The sequence below is a fragment of the Silvania hatchlandensis genome, assembly GCF_025564065.1.
In the GTDB taxonomy this organism is placed as follows: domain Bacteria; phylum Pseudomonadota; class Gammaproteobacteria; order Enterobacterales; family Enterobacteriaceae; genus Enterobacter; species Enterobacter hatchlandensis.
In genome coordinates this window covers 1-14,891 of record NZ_JAMGZK010000030.1, presented here as the reverse complement: position 1 = coordinate 14,891, position 14,891 = coordinate 1, and the positions used below count along the sequence as shown (strand labels likewise).

At 59.0% G+C, this 14,891-nt stretch carries 14 protein-coding genes; 5 read left to right on the top strand and 9 right to left on the bottom strand.

The genetic code is table 11. The features are described 5' to 3' along the window. Nucleotides 1-164 precede the first annotated feature (164 nt). Entirely contained in the window at nt 165-602 is a 438-nt protein-coding gene (locus M8014_RS00295) for a GNAT family N-acetyltransferase (protein WP_271280591.1), read from the bottom strand. 180 nt (nt 603-782) lie between these two features. On the opposite strand from M8014_RS00295, the gene M8014_RS00290 reads away from it, so the two are divergent. Then, nucleotides 783-1,460 (top strand): type 1 glutamine amidotransferase domain-containing protein, encoded by a 678-nt coding sequence (locus M8014_RS00290; RefSeq protein ID WP_271280590.1) that lies wholly within the window; start codon nt 783-785, stop codon nt 1,458-1,460. A 51-nt stretch (nt 1,461-1,511) separates the two neighbouring features. Here the strand turns inward: M8014_RS00290 and M8014_RS00285 are convergent, their stop codons facing one another. From M8014_RS00285 to iaaA, 6 genes are all read right to left on the bottom strand, one after another. After that, nucleotides 1,512-1,901, bottom strand: coding sequence for a hypothetical protein (locus tag M8014_RS00285; protein WP_271280589.1), 390 nt, complete (start codon nt 1,899-1,901; stop codon nt 1,512-1,514). A gap of 155 nt (nt 1,902-2,056) precedes the next feature. Further along, nucleotides 2,057-2,968 carry a glutathione ABC transporter permease GsiD gene (gene gsiD / locus M8014_RS00280; RefSeq protein ID WP_271280588.1) on the bottom strand — a complete coding sequence of 304 codons (912 nt, stop codon included), beginning with the start codon at nt 2,966-2,968 and terminating at the stop codon, nt 2,057-2,059. Nucleotide 2,969: 1 nt separating this feature from the next. Beyond that, nucleotides 2,970-3,890, bottom strand: coding sequence for a glutathione ABC transporter permease GsiC (gsiC, locus tag M8014_RS00275; RefSeq protein ID WP_271280587.1), 921 nt, complete (start codon nt 3,888-3,890; stop codon nt 2,970-2,972). 47 nt (nt 3,891-3,937) lie between these two features. Continuing rightward, on the bottom strand, nt 3,938-5,476 hold the full coding sequence (gene gsiB, locus M8014_RS00270) for a glutathione ABC transporter substrate-binding protein GsiB (protein ID WP_271280586.1): 1,539 nt from the start codon (nt 5,474-5,476) through the stop codon (nt 3,938-3,940). Between the two features lie 35 nt (nt 5,477-5,511). Continuing rightward, complete coding sequence (gsiA, locus tag M8014_RS00265; RefSeq protein WP_271280593.1) at nt 5,512-7,383, bottom strand: glutathione ABC transporter ATP-binding protein GsiA; 1,872 nt, start codon at nt 7,381-7,383, stop codon at nt 5,512-5,514. A gap of 10 nt (nt 7,384-7,393) precedes the next feature. After that, nucleotides 7,394-8,332 carry a beta-aspartyl-peptidase gene (gene iaaA, locus M8014_RS00260; RefSeq protein ID WP_271280585.1) on the bottom strand — a complete coding sequence of 313 codons (939 nt, stop codon included), beginning with the start codon at nt 8,330-8,332 and terminating at the stop codon, nt 7,394-7,396. Nucleotides 8,333-8,521: 189 nt separating this feature from the next. Between iaaA and moeA the strand changes: the two genes are divergently transcribed. Both moeA and moeB read left to right on the top strand, forming a co-directional pair. Continuing rightward, nucleotides 8,522-9,754, top strand: coding sequence for a molybdopterin molybdotransferase MoeA (gene moeA, locus M8014_RS00255; protein WP_271280584.1), 1,233 nt, complete (start codon nt 8,522-8,524; stop codon nt 9,752-9,754). Between the two features lie 2 nt (nt 9,755-9,756). Further along, entirely contained in the window at nt 9,757-10,509 is a 753-nt protein-coding gene (moeB, locus tag M8014_RS00250; RefSeq protein WP_271280583.1) for a molybdopterin-synthase adenylyltransferase MoeB, read from the top strand. Nucleotides 10,510-10,584: 75 nt separating this feature from the next. Here moeB and fsa read toward each other — a convergent pair whose 3' ends face one another. After that, nucleotides 10,585-11,247 carry a fructose-6-phosphate aldolase gene (gene fsa, locus M8014_RS00245; protein ID WP_271280582.1) on the bottom strand — a complete coding sequence of 221 codons (663 nt, stop codon included), beginning with the start codon at nt 11,245-11,247 and terminating at the stop codon, nt 10,585-10,587. 127 nt (nt 11,248-11,374) lie between these two features. Here fsa and M8014_RS00240 point away from each other — a divergent pair, with 127 nt between their 5' ends. Then, a complete protein-coding gene (locus tag M8014_RS00240) occupies nt 11,375-12,274 on the top strand; it encodes a glycyl-radical enzyme activating protein (RefSeq protein ID WP_271280581.1) in 900 nt (299 codons plus the stop codon). Nucleotides 12,275-12,278: 4 nt separating this feature from the next. After that, on the top strand, nt 12,279-14,711 hold the full coding sequence (locus M8014_RS00235; protein ID WP_271280580.1) for a formate C-acetyltransferase/glycerol dehydratase family glycyl radical enzyme: 2,433 nt from the start codon (nt 12,279-12,281) through the stop codon (nt 14,709-14,711). A 70-nt stretch (nt 14,712-14,781) separates the two neighbouring features. On the opposite strand, the gene M8014_RS00230 is transcribed toward M8014_RS00235, so the two are convergent. Beyond that, the coding region (locus M8014_RS00230) for a hypothetical protein (protein WP_271280592.1) at nt 14,782-14,891 on the bottom strand (110 nt) is incomplete at its 5' end.

The window sequence follows — 14,891 nt, the reverse complement described above, 5'->3', positions numbered from 1 at the left end:
TTACGTAATGACATGGTATCTCTCGCATCCCAGGGCATAAGTGGCTCCATAAACGGGTTCTTATGCCTTAGTTGTAAGTGTCTACCATGTCCCCGAACAAGTGTTCACTATGTCCCCGGACTGTACATCCCTCAGGGAGAGGGGATCGACCGTGCCAATCATTGTTAAATCGTAATCCGGTAGCGAACGTAATCATCTACCGTTGCCAACTTGTCATACAGCGCCCGGGCTGGATTGCCCTCCCGGGTGACCCAGTAGACCTTCGACCATGACTGCTTCCGGGCCTCATCAATAATGGCCTCAATCAACGCCCTGCCCGCCCCCTTGCCGCGCGCCGCGTCATCGACAAACAGATCTTCCAGATAGCACAGCGGCTGGGTCACCCAGGTGCCTTCATGCAGGACACAAATCGCGAACCCCACCACGCCCTGTTCGGTTTCGGCCAGTCGGCAAAACAGCCCCGACTCCGGGGACAACACCCGCCGCCAGGTCGCCAGGGTTACCGCTTCATCCAGCCCGGTGCCGTAAAAATTCAGATAGCCCTTCCACAACCTTAACCATACGTCGAAATCTTCCGCCTGCGCGTCACGTACCTTAACCATCGTTTATTCCTTGATGTGTCTGAGATTTCCTGATGATAACCAGGATTGTCATCCTTCCCGGGCAGGAGAATAAAATTATTTCTGGTAGCTGCCGTAATAGTTCCGAAACAGCCCTCTCTTCGAGGATGGCTTTGCCGAACCAGGCTATTTTTAAAGCTCGTATCATCACCGGAGCGAATAATGAAAGTCTTAATGGTTCTCACCTCTCACAGTGAACTGGGCAATACCGGTAAGAAAACGGGCTTCTGGCTGGAAGAGTTTGCCGCCCCGTATTACCTCTTCAAGGATGCGGGGGCCGAGGTGGTACTGGCCTCCCCGGCAGGCGGCCAGCCTCCGCTGGATCCCAAGAGTGATTCAGCCGATTTTCAGACCGAACTGACCCAGCGCTTCAAAGCCGATCCGGCGGCCCAGCGCGAACTCGCCAACACCCTCAAGCTCGATAGTGTGCGTCAGGACGATTTTGATACCGTCTTCTATCCCGGCGGCCACGGCCCGCTGTGGGATCTGGCCGAGTCACAGACCTCCATCGCCCTGATTGAAGCCTTCACCCGCGCCGGTAAACCCACGGGCTTCGTCTGTCATGCGCCGGGCGTGCTGCGCCATGTGAAGGCCGCCTCTGGCGAGCCGCTGGTTAAGGGTCGTCAGGTGACCGGGTTTACCAACGGCGAAGAGGCTGACGTCGAGTTGACCGACATCGTCCCTTTCCTGGTGGAAGATGAGTTGATTGCCCTGGGGGCGAACTACCAGAAAGGGCCGAACTGGGGATCGTATATTGTCGAAGACGGCCAGCTTATCACAGGACAGAATCCGGCCAGCTCCGAAGAAGTGGCAAAAGCGCTGGTTGCTGCGCTTCGTTAACTGCTTTCAGCCCGGCCGCTGGCCGGGCTGAAAGCAGGCACGATATCGCAATCAGGTCGGCATAGAGAAGGTGGTGACCTTATTGGTCTGCGGATCGATAGAGATAATGCAGATAGCAAAGTTGCCGCCAAAGCGGTCTTTACGATCGGAAATGCGCAGGTTGTAGGTTTCGGAGAACGAGGTATAGCCCGAGGAGTTGGACTCGTTCAGCTTGAAGCCGACGATCTGTTCGAAATAGTCCCGGCTCTTGCCGATGCTGGTCTTGCACTGGTCATTGGTGATGGTGCCGGACTCTTTTGCCGCCGCTGCGGTTTGCGCGCCAGTGGACGATTTGGGTGTCAGGGCCGTATTGACCGCTTTCATCCCGTCACTCATGTTTTTCTGGAAATCGGCGCAAGAGGTAGAAAGTAAAACCATGCCGCATAAAAGGAGCTTTTTCATTGTAATCCTTACAATATTTAACGTTATTCAATCATTAACCATTATAATTTTTACAAACCGTTAACTCCAGCAAACCTTTTATACGGCATTTCTTAACTCACTGAATAAAAGAACCTTTTACCACTCACCTCTACAATTATTGGTAGGTTTTGGCATTACCCCTTAATTCTTGGATCAAGCGCGTCGCGCAACCCATCTCCCAGCAGATTAAACGCCAATACGGTGAGGAAAATCGCCATGCTCGGGAATAACGCCACATGCGGGGCAATCACCATATCGGCCCGCGCCTCGTTGAGCATCGCCCCCCACTCCGGGGTCGGCGGCTGAGCGCCTAACCCTAAGAACGACAGGCTGGCGGCCGAGATAATCGACACCCCGATACGCATGGTGAAATAGACCACGATCGAGGAGACGGTACCTGGCAGAATATGGTTAAACAGGATGGTGGTATCACTGGCGCCAATGCTGCGCGCCGACTCAATAAAGGTCTGCTGCTTCAGGACCAGGGTATTGCCGCGCACCAGGCGGGCAAAGGCCGGGATGGAGAAGATCGCCACGGCGATGATCACGTTGGCCATGCCGTTGCCCATCACCGCCACCACCGCAATCGCCAGCAGAATGCCGGGGAAGGCAAAGAGCACGTCGCAGATGCGCATGATGATCCGGTCCCACCAGCCTTCGTAGTAACCGGCCATCAGGCCCAGCACCGTGCCGATAGCTGCGCCAATCAGCACCGCAAATACCCCGGCGGCGAGCGAGATCTGCGCCCCCATCAGCACCCGGCTGAAGATATCGCGTCCGAGCGAGTCCACGCCGAACCAGTGCATCATCGACGGGCCTTCGTTCAGACGGTCATAATCGAAATAATTCTCCGCATCGAAGGGGACGATCCAGGGGGCCAATACCGCCACCAGGATCAGCAGCAGGACAAATAGCCCGGCGGTCATCGCCACTGGCTGCTTACGAAAGCGTCGCCAGAATTCGAACCACGGCGTGCGGATCTGATCCGGTTTGAGTCCCGGCATCGCCTTTAACATGGCGTGCCGACGCCAGTTTAACAATCGCATCTTACTTGTACCTGATAGCCGGATTAATGGCGGCATAGAGCACATCCACCACTAAGTTGATAAGAATAAACTCCAGCGAAAAGAGCAGCACTTCCGCCTGGATCACCGGGTAGTCGCGCATATCGACGGAATCGACCAGCAAGCGCCCGAGCCCCGGCCAGTTGAAGACCTTTTCCACCACGATCGAGCCGCCGAGCAGGAAGCCGAACTGCAGCCCCATCATGGTCACCACCGGGATCATCGCGTTGCGCAGGCCGTGCTTGAGGATCACCCACTTCTCGCTAACCCCTTTCGCCCGGGCGGTGCGCATATAGTCTTCGTTCAGCACATCAACAAACGAGGCGCGGGTGAAACGTGCCATCACCGCCGCCACCGCCGCTCCCAGGGTCAAAGATGGCAGGATATAGTGCCGCCAGCTGTCGGCCCCCACGGTGGGCAACCAGCCCAGCTCGACAGAGAAGACCTGCATCAGCAGCATCCCCAGCGCAAAGGCCGGGAAGGAGATCCCCGTCACCGCCAGCGCCATCCCCAGCCGGTCCGGCCAGCGGTTACGCCAGACGGCCGCCACAATCCCGGCCCCCAGACCAAACAGCATCGCCCAGGCCATGCTGGCAATGGTCAGCCAGAAGGTGGGCATAAAGCGGCTGGCGATCTCTTCCGAGACCGGTCTGCGCGACACCATCGAAGTGCCAAAATCGCCCTGCAGGACGTTGGTCATGTAGTGCCAGAACTGCACATACAGCGGTTGATCCAGTCCAAGCTGCTTACGCACCAGCTCGATCACCGTGGCGTCCGCTTCCGGACCGGCAATCAATCGCGCCGGATCGCCCGGCAGCATATGCACAAACAAAAAGACCAGCACCGCCACAATCAACAGCGTCGGGATCAGCCCCAACAAACGTTTAATCACATAATTCAGCATGCACATTCCTCTCATCCCGCAGGCGTAAACCTGCGGGAATGAGTGCTCTATTTCAGATCCGCGTCGTCAAAGCTAAAGCCGGTATCCGGCATGATGTAGAACCCGGTCAGCGCCTTGTTATGCGCCGACACCAGCTTCTCGACCACCAGCGGCACCCACGGTGACTCTTTCCAGATGGTATCCTGCGCATCCCTGTACAGTTTCGCTTTCTCTTCCGGTTGAGTGGTTTTCAGGGCATCCGTCAGATCTTTATCCACCTGCGGGTTGCTGTAGAACGCGGTATTGAACAGGGTTGGCGGCCAGTTTCCGGAGGCAAACAGCGGCGACAGCGCCCAGTCGGCTTCACCGGTCGAGGCGGTCCAGCCGGTGTAGAACATTCTCACCCCGCTCTCTTTCTGCCCTTTGCCTTCCACCTCTGCCGCGCGCTGACCGGCATCCATCGCCGTCACCTGCACCTTAATCCCCACCTGCGCCAGCTGCTGCTGGGTAAACTGCAGCACCTTCTGGGCGGTACTGTGATTGTGCGACGACCACAGGGTGGTGCTGAAGCCGTTCGGGAATCCGGCCTCTTTCAGCAGTTCGCGCGCTTTTGTCGGGTTGTATTCCCACGGGTGATACTGCTGGGAGTACGCGATGGATGGCGGTACCACGCCGGTCGCTGGGGTGGCATAGCCAGCAAAGGCCACCTTCACCAGCGCCTCGCGGTTGATGGCGTAGTTAATCGCCTCGCGCACTTTCGGGTTATCGAACGGCTTTTGGGTGACGTTCATGCTGATATAGCGCTGCATGATTGACGGGGTGGCCACCAGCTCCAGCTTGCTGTTTTTACTCAGCAGCGCCGCCTGCTCGTAGGGGATCGGGAAAGCAAACTGCGCTTCGCCGGTCTGTAACATCGCCGCGCGAGTGTTGTTATCCACCACCGGACGCCAGGTGATGGTGTCCAGCTTCGGCAGTCCCTGCTGCCAGTAACCGGCAAACTTCTTCACCTTCACAAAGTCGGTCTGATTCCAGGTCACCAGCTCATACGGCCCGGTGCCCACCGGATGGAAGCCAATCTCTTTGCCGTATTTTTTCAGCGCTTCTGGGGAGATCATCGCCGTGGCCGGGTGGGCAAGAATGTTGATAAAGGCCGAGAACGGCTCTTTAAGGGTGATTTTTACCGTGGTGGGATCGACAGCCTCGGTGCTGGCGATATTTTTATACAGGTTATAGCGCTTAAGGCTGTTTTGCGGATTGCTGGCGCGATCGAGGTTGACCTTCACGGCTTGGGCGTTGAAGTCGGTACCGTCCTGGAACTTCACGCCGCTGCGCAGCTTCACGGTATACACCAGCCCGTCGTCAGAGACCTTGTAGCTCTCGGCAAGCACGTTTTTCAGCTGCATCTCTTTATCAAGACCAAACAGCCCCTGATAAAACGACTTCGCCACCGCCTGCGACAGGGTGTCGTTGGCATCATACGGATCGAGGGTGGTGAAGTTGGACGCCACCGCCACCACGACATCTTTGGCCGCAAACGCGGGTGTGGCAGCCAGTGCTGCCGTGACGCTCGCGGCTAACAGCCATCTGCGAGCAACAAATTTTGTCATTGTATTCTCCTGTTGTTCCCTGCTGTTGTTGTTGGTTATAAACGTGAAAACGCATTATCCTGGCGCGGCGGCGCGACAAAATGACCGGGGCTCACCTCCCGAAGCACAACGCGCTCGGCAGACTCTCCCCGCTTGCGAATATTGCCCGGCAGCTCATCCTGCACCAGCACCCGTTGGGCGTGGCGATGAGCCGGATCGGCGACCGGTACAGCGGCCATCAGCTTACGGGTATATGGATGCTGTGGGTTTTCAAATACCGCTCGGCGCGGGCCAATCTCAACGATTTGCCCGAGATACATTACCGCCACGCGATGGCTGATGCGCTCCACCACCGCCATGTCGTGCGAAATAAACAGAAACGCGATGCCCATGTCCCGCTGCAGGTCGAGCAGCAGGTTGATGATCTGCGCCTGAATCGAGACGTCCAGCGCCGAGACGGACTCGTCGGCAATCACCACTTTCGGGTTGAGCGCCAGCGCGCGGGCAATGCAGATCCGCTGCCGCTGGCCGCCAGAAAACTCATGCGGATAGCGCCAGGCGTGTTCCGGCTTCAGCCCCACCCGCTCCAGCAGCCAGGCGACCCGACGCTCGGCGGCGACCCCGTCCAGCAAGTTATGCACCCGCAGCGGCTCCATGATTGAATAGCCCACCGTCTGGCGGGGATCGAGAGAGGCGTACGGGTCCTGAAAGATAAACTGAATATCCCGGCGCAGCGGCTGAAGCTTGCTGGCAGGCAGGGTATCGATGCGCTCGCCGTTGAAGGTGATGGTGCCCGCCTGGGACTCTACCAGCCGCAGCAGCGCTCGCCCGGTGGTGGATTTTCCGCTGCCGGACTCTCCCACCAGCGACAGCGTCTCGCCGGGCCATAAATCAAAGCTGACATGCTCCACCGCGTGCACTTCTCGCTTGATGCGGTTCAGCAGTCCGCCGCGCAGCCCAAAGCGCGTCACAAGGTCCCGGACCTGCAAAATCGGCTCGCCCGGCACCACGGTATCCTGCTCGGTCTCCGCTTCCTGATAGTCGGGTTGGGCAGGCGAAATCAGCGGGAAGCGCCGCGGTAAGTCGCTGCCGTGCATCGCCCCAAGCCGCGGGACAGCCGCCAGCAGCGCCCGGGTGTAGGGATGCTGCGGCGCATGGAAAATCTGTTCAACCGGGCCGGTTTCGACGGCCTCACCCTGATACATCACCAGCACCCGATCGGCAATATCCGCCACCACCCCCATGTCGTGGGTGATAAAAATCACCCCCATCTCCATCTCCTGCTGCAACACTTTGATCAGCTGCAGGATCTGCGCCTGGATCGTAACGTCGAGCGCGGTGGTCGGCTCATCGGCAATCAGCACCGCCGGGCGACAGGAGAGCGCCATGGCGATCATCACCCGCTGGCGCATCCCGCCGGACAGCTGATGCGGATAGCGGTTCAGAATGGCCTCGGCCTCCGGGATCCGCACCTGCTCCAGCATCCGTTTTGCTTCGGCCAGCGCCTCGACGCCATTCAGCCCCTGATGCAGGCGAATCGACTCGGCAATCTGCTCACCCACCGGAAACACCGGGTTAAGGGAGGTCATCGGCTCCTGGAAAATCATCGCCATATCGGCCCCGCGCACGCTGCGCATCTGCGACGGACTCAGGTCGGTGAGATTGCTCACCTGGCCGCTGCGGCGACGCAATAGCAGACTACCGCAGTCGACAAGCCCGCCGGACTGCTCAATCAGGCGCATCAGCGATAGCGCGGTGACCGATTTCCCGGAACCGGATTCACCGACAATCGCCAGCGTCTCGCCGCGCTTCAGCGAAAAAGAGAGATTTTTGACCGCCGGGACAGGCGCCCGACCGTCAGGAAAGGCAACATTCAGATGATGTACGGCCAGCACCTGCTGGCTGTCGAGCCGATCGCTGTTCGGCATCCGGTTCCCCTTATTCACGATAGATCCCGGTGCTGGGCGCATCTCCGGCATAACCCCAGGCGCGATACATACCTTCACTGTTAAAAGGCAACGCCACGTTACCCTCACGATCGACGGCAATCAGGCCGCCGCTGCCGTCGAGGGCGGGAAGTTTTTCCATCACCACCCGCTCGCAGGCTTCGGCCAGGCTTAAGCCGCCGTAGTCCATCAGTGCCGCAATGTCATAGGCCGCCAGGGTGCGGATAAACACCTCGCCGGTGCCGGTACAGGAGACCGCCACACTGGCGTTATTGGCGTAGCAGCCCGCGCCGGGTAAGGGAGTGTCGCCCACCCGTCCTGGGAGTTTATTGGTCATCCCGCCCGTCGACGTGGCCGCCGCCAGGTTCCCGGCCTTGTCCAGCGCCACGGCGCCGACGGTGCCGGTTTTGCTGGATTCGTCCAGCGGGGCGGCGTGGTCGAGACGAACATCACCTGCACCGCGTGCCGCCAGCAGCTGCTGGTAGCGCTCGGGGGTGGAAAAGATCTCCGGCGAAACGGATTCCATGCCATGGTCGAAGGCAAATTTCTCGGCGCCCTCGCCCACCAGCAGCACGTGCGGGCTTTGCTCCATCACCAGCCGCGCGGCCAGTACGGGGTTGCGCAGGTGGCTGACACCCGCCACGGCACCGGCTTTCAGGGTAATGCCGTCCATGACGCAGGCATCCAGCTCATGGGTTTCGTCGCGGGTAAAGACCGCGCCAATCCCTGCATTGAACAACGGGCACTCCTCCAGCAGGCGCACCGCTTCGGTCACCACATCCAGCGCGCTCTCGCCCGCCTCCAGCATTCGCTGACCGTTTTCCACTATCGACGAAAGCGCCTCAACATAGCGCTGCTCTTGCGCCTGACTGAGCTGCGCCCGGGTAATCGCCCCTGCGCCGCCATGAATTGCGATGACTGCATTCCCCATTCACTTCACCTTTGCGCGCTGAATTGCCGCTTTTTCTATAAATATCATTATCGTTGCCGGAGTTTCAGATAATTTTTGAATATAGAAAGACACAACCGTGATGTAAAGGGTAAGCCCATGGTGTCATACAGTTAACGGCACTTTTCTGCCATAATGAGCGCCTTCGCTATTACCGCGCTGGAGTAACCCATGGATTTTACCGCCGGACTGATGCCGCTTGAGACGGCTCTCACCCAGATGCTCGCGAGCATTACCCCGCTGTCAGAACAGGAAACGCTGCCGCTGCTGAGCTGTTTTGGCCGCGTCACCGCCGCTGATATTGTCTCGCCGCTCAACGTCCCGGGTTTTGATAACTCGGCGATGGATGGCTATGCCGTACGTCTGGCGGATCTGGTGGCAGGCACTCCCCTGCCGGTGGCGGGCAAAGCCTTTGCCGGGCAACCCTTCCACGGTGAATGGCCAGCCGGAAGTTGCATCCGCATTATGACCGGTGCCCCGGTTCCCGCGGGCTGCGATGCGGTGGTGATGCAGGAAGAGACCGAACAGGCTGACAACGGCGTGCGGTTCACCGCCAGCGTTAAGGCAAACCAGAATATCCGTCGCAGCGGAGAGGACATCACCCAGGGCGCCACCGTTTTTGCGGCGGGGACCCGGTTGACCGTGGCCGAACTGCCGGTGCTGGCTTCGCTGGGTATTGCCAGTGTTGCGGTGGTGCGTAAAGCGCGCGTCGCGGTGTTCTCCACTGGCGATGAACTGCAACTCCCGGGCCAGCCGCTGGCAGAGGGGCAGATCTACGACACCAACCGCCTGGCGGTGCATCTGATGCTGGAGCAGCTCGGCTGCGAGGTGATGAATCTCGGCATTATTCCTGACGATCCGCAGCAGCTACGCGCCGCGTTCCTGGAAGCAAACCGCGTCGCCGACGTGGTACTCAGCTCTGGCGGCGTGTCGGTGGGCGAAGCAGATTACACCAAAACCATTCTTGATGAGCTGGGAGAAATTGGGTTCTGGAAACTGGCCATCAAGCCGGGCAAACCCTTCGCCTTTGGCAAACTGCCCGACAGCTGGTTCTGCGGGCTGCCGGGCAACCCGGTCTCGGCGGCGTTTACGTTTTATCAACTGGTAAAGCCGCTGCTGGCGAAATTATCCGGCAATACCGCCCACAGCCTGCCTGCTCGTCAGCGCGTGCGCGCAGCGACCCGACTGAAGAAATCGCCGGGGCGTCTCGACTTCCAGCGCGGTATTCTGGCGCGTAACGCCGACGGCGATCTGGAAGTGAGTACTACCGGCCATCAGGGTTCACATATTTTCAGCTCATTCAGCCAGGGCAACTGCTTTATCGTGCTGGAGCGCGAGCGCGGCAACGTGGAAGCCGGTGAATGGGTGGAAGTTGAGCCGTTTAACGCACTGTTTGGGGGCTGACCATGGCGGTGGAACTGAGCGATAACGAGATGCTGCGCTACAACCGCCAGATCGTGCTGCGCGGCTTTGATTTTGACGGTCAGGAAGCGCTGAAAGCGGCCAACGTGCTGGTGGTGGGCCTTGGCGGGCTGGGCTGTGCCGCCGCGCAGTATCTGGCAGCCGCAGGCGTGGGGCACATGACGCTGCTCGATTTCGATACCGTTTCACTGTCCAATCTACAGCGCCAGACGCTGCACAGCGACGCCACCCTCGGCGAGCCGAAAGTGGTCTCCGCCCACGCGTCGCTGGCGCGCATCAACCCCAACGTCAGGTTTACCCTTCTTAACGCGCTGCTCGATGAAACCTCGCTGTTTGCGCAGATTGCCCATCACGATCTGGTGCTCGACTGCACCGATAACGTCGCGATCCGCAACCAGCTCAACGCGGGCTGTTTTGTGCATAAGACGCCGCTGGTGTCCGGGGCGGCGATCCGCATGGAGGGGCAAGTCAGCGTCTTTACGTATGCCGAAGGCGATCCCTGTTACCGCTGCCTGAGTCGTCTGTTTGGCGAGAATGCCCTCACCTGCGTGGAAGCCGGCGTAATGGCGCCGCTGGTCGGGGTGATCGGTTCTATGCAGGCAATGGAAGCCATTAAAGTGCTGGCGCATTACGGTACGCCTGCAGCGGGGAAAATCGTGATGTACGACGCGATGACCTGCCAGTTCCGCGAGATGAAGCTGATGCGTAATCCGGGCTGTGAGGTGTGTGGAGGTTAAAGCAAAACGGCAACACTGTTGCCGTTTTTAGTGTTTGCTCCCTCTCCCTGTGGGAGAGGGGTAGTTCCGTGCGCGTTAAATCGATGTCCGTCCAAACGCGCCCTGCCAGTCCTGCTCGAACTTCGCAATCGCAGCATCCACCGCCGGAGAGGTAATCAGCTGCTGCGCCACGTCCAGCGGCAGGGTGATAGATTCACAGCCTGCCAGCAGGCAATCCAGCGCCTGACGCGGGGTTTTAAAGCTCGCCGCCAGCACTTTTGAATTCGGTACATGAAGCGTCAGCAGCTGCTGTAATTCGGCAACGGTCTGGATCCCGTCCCCGCCCTGCGCATCCACGCGGTTAACGTACGGAGCAACATATTCCGCCCCGGCCAACGCCGCCATCATCCCCTGCGCCGCGCTGTATACCGCCGTACCCAGAGTCGGAACCCCTTGTGCTTTCAGCATCTTGATCGCCGCCAGCCCTTCTGCCGTGACCGGCACTTTCACCACCAGATCGGCCATGATGGCGCGCAGCTTAAGCGCGTCTTCTACCATGCCTTCAGCGGTGGTTGCCATCACCTGCGCAAACAGACGGCCCTGACCGCCCATCGCCTCCTGCAGCTGAGGCAGTAACACCTCCAGCGGCGTTTTACCGGCGGCGACAATGCTTGGGTTAGTCGTGACACCTGCCAGCGGAAATACGCGGGCCAGTCGTTTAACAGCAGCTACGTCAGATGTGTCGAGATACAGTTCCATGATGTGGTCCTCAAAAATGAATCTGCAGTAACCCTATCACGAGAAAACCTGCCTCAGAGTTGATGTACGTCAAGATAACTTTCATTCGAAAGTAATTTAATCTTCATACGCAACAAGAGGCGATATTATGATTTTCAACATTCAGCGCTATTCTACCCATGACGGCCCGGGTATCCGCACCGTGGTATTTATGAAAGGCTGCTCGCTGAGCTGCCGCTGGTGTCAGAACCCGGAGAGCCGCGACCGCGCCCGGGAGGTGCTGTTTGATGCTCGCCTGTGTCTGGAAGGATGCAACCTCTGCCAGCAGGCGGCACCGGGGGTTATCCACCGCGCGCTGAATGGTCTGGTTATCCACCGGGAAAAACTCGACGCCCCGCTGCTCGACGCCCTCACCGACTGCTGCCCGACGCAGGCGCTGACCGTCTGCGGTGAGGAGCAGCAGGTGGCGGATATTATGGCCACCGTCCTGCGCGATAAGCCGTTTTACGATCGCAGCGGCGGGGGAATCACCCTCTCCGGCGGTGAGCCGTTTATGAACCCGGAGCTGGCCCGTGCGCTGTTTGAAAGTAGCCATGCGCAGGGGATCCACACCGCAGTAGAAACCTGCCTGCATGTGCCGTGGCACTATATCGAACCTTCATTACCGTTCATCGATCTGTTTCTGGCGGACCTGAAGCACGTCGATGCCGAGGTCTTCAAACAGTGGACCGACGGCTCCGCGAAACGGGTGCTGGACAACCTCAAGCGCCTGGCCGCCGCCGGAAAACAGCTCACCATCCGCGTGCCGCTGATCCAGGGCTTTAACGCCGATGAAGCCTCGATTACCGCGATTACTAATTTTGCCGCCGATGAACTCAACGTCCACGACATCCATTTTCTGCCGTACCACACGCTTGGCATGAACAAATATCACCTGCTCGGCCAACCTTACTCTGCCCCTGATAAACCGCTCGATAACCCTGCCTTATTGGATTTTGCCCGGCACTATGCCGCCCAGAAAGGGTTAACCGCGACCTTACGAGGATAATGTTATGACACAGCTGAATCTTACTACCCTGAGCGAACGCATTGAGGCGCACAAATCGGCCCTGATCCACATTGTTAAGCCGCCGGTCTGTACCGAACGCGCCCAGCACTACACCGAAATGTACCAGCAGCATATGGATAAGCCGATCCCGGTGCGTCGCGCGCTGGCGCTGGCCCATCATCTGGCGCAACGCACCATCTGGATCAAACATGACGAGCTGATTATCGGTAACCAGGCAAGCGAGGTGCGCGCCGCGCCGATCTTCCCGGAATATACCGTCTCGTGGATTGAAAAAGAGATCGACGACCTGGCGGATCGTCCGGGCGCGGGCTTTGCGGTCAGCGAAGAGAATAAGCGCGTGCTGCACACGCTCTGCCCGTGGTGGCGTGGTCAGACGGTGCAGGATCGCTGCTACGGCATGTTCACCGACGAGCAGAAAGGCCTGCTGGAAACCGGCATTATCAAAGCCGAAGGCAACATGACCTCCGGCGACGCGCACCTGGCGGTGAACTTCCCGCTGATGCTGGAAAAAGGGCTCGACGGTATGCGCCACAAAGTCGATGAGCGCCGCACCCGCATCAACCTCACCTGCCTTGAGGATCTGCATGGCGACCAGTTCCTGAAAGCGGTAGATATCGTGCTGGAAGCGGTAAGCCTGCATATCGAACGTTTTGCCGATCTGGCCCGCGAGATGGCGAAAACCGAAACCCGCGAAAGCCGCCGCGACGAGCTGCTGGCGATGGCAGAAAACTGTGACGTGATCGCCCACGAACCGCCAAAAACCTTCTGGCAGGCGCTGCAGCTGTGCTACTTCATTCAGCTGATCCTGCAGATTGAATCTAACGGCCACTCGGTGTCGTTTGCCCGTATGGACCAGTATCTCTACCCGTACTACCGCCGCGACGTGGAGCTGAACCAGTCCCTGGATCGCGAGCACGCTATCGAGCTGCTGCACAGCTGCTGGCTGAAGCTGCTGGAAGTGAACAAGATCCGCTCCGGCTCGCACTCCAAAGCCTCTGCCGGGAGTCCGCTGTACCAGAACGTGACTATTGGCGGCCAGATGCTGGTGAATGATGTGCCGATGGATGCGGTGAACCCGCTCTCCTACGCGATTCTGGAATCCTGTGGTCGCCTGCGCTCCACCCAGCCAAACCTGAGCGTGCGCTACCATGCAGGCATGAGCAATGACTTCCTCGACGCTTGCGTACAAGTGATCCGCTGCGGTTTCGGGATGCCGGCGTTTAACAACGATGAAATTGTGATCTCTGAGTTCATCAAGCTCGGCGTCGAAAAAGCTGATGCCTATGATTACGCGGCGATTGGCTGCATCGAAACCGCCGTCGGCGGCAAGTGGGGCTACCGCTGCACCGGGATGAGCTTTATCAACTTCGCCCGCGTGATGCTGGCGGCAATGGAAGGCGGCCGCGATGCCACCAGCGGGAAAGTGTTCCTCCCGCAGGCGAAAGCCCTTTCGGCAGGCAACTTCAACAACTTCGACGAGGTGATGGCCGCCTGGGATCGTCAAATCAAATACTACACCCGTAAATCCATCGAAATTGAGTACGTGGTGGACACCATGCTGGAAGAGAACGTCCACGACATTCTGTGTTCGGCGCTGGTGGACGACTGCATCGAGCGCGCGAAAAGCATCAAACAGGGCGGCGCGAAGTACGACTGGGTGTCCGGCCTGCAGGTGGGTATTGCCAACCTCGGCAACAGCCTGGCGGCGGTGCGCAAGCTGGTGTTCGAACAGGGTGTGATCGGTCAGCAGCAGCTGGCCGCCGCACTGGCGGATGACTACGAAGGACTGACCCACGAACAGCTGCGTCAGCGTTTGATTAACGGCGCACCGAAGTACGGCAACGACGATGACAGCGTGGATCTGCTGCTGGCCAGGGCGTATCAGACCTACATCGAGGAGCTGAAGCAGTACCATAATCCGCGCTATGGCCGTGGCCCGATTGGCGGCAATTACTATGCGGGTACGTCGTCTATCTCGGCTAACGTGCCGTTTGGTGCCGCAACCATGGCGACGCCGGATGGACGTAAAGCGCACACCCCGCTGGCGGAAGGGGCCAGCCCGGCTTCCGGTACCGACCATCTGGGCCCGACGGCGGTGATTGGCTCTGTCGGAAAATTGCCGACTGAAGCGATCCTCGGCGGCGTGCTGCTGAACCAGAAGCTCAACCCGGCGACGCTGGATAACGATTCGGACCGCCAGAAGCTGATGGTGCTGCTGCGCACCTTCTTCGAGGAGCATAAAGGCTGGCATATTCAGTACAACATCGTCTCCCGCGAGACGCTGCTGGAAGCGAAGCAACACCCGGACCAGTATCGTGATTTGGTAGTGCGCGTCGCAGGTTATTCGGCGTTCTTCACCGCCCTGTCGCCGGATGCGCAGGACGATATCATCGCCCGTACTGAACATACGCTGTAGTTTGATCCCCTTTCCCACAGGGAGAGGGAGAAAACCCAAAAAACGGCAACCCTGTTGTAATGCCAGTCAGTTAAGCAACTGACTGGCCCTTTTTCGGGGCTGTGGTGTACCTCCAGGGCCTCTCCTTTACCACCCTCGGGAAGGCCCTTTCCCTTCTTGTCGGCAGCCTGACCATCTGAC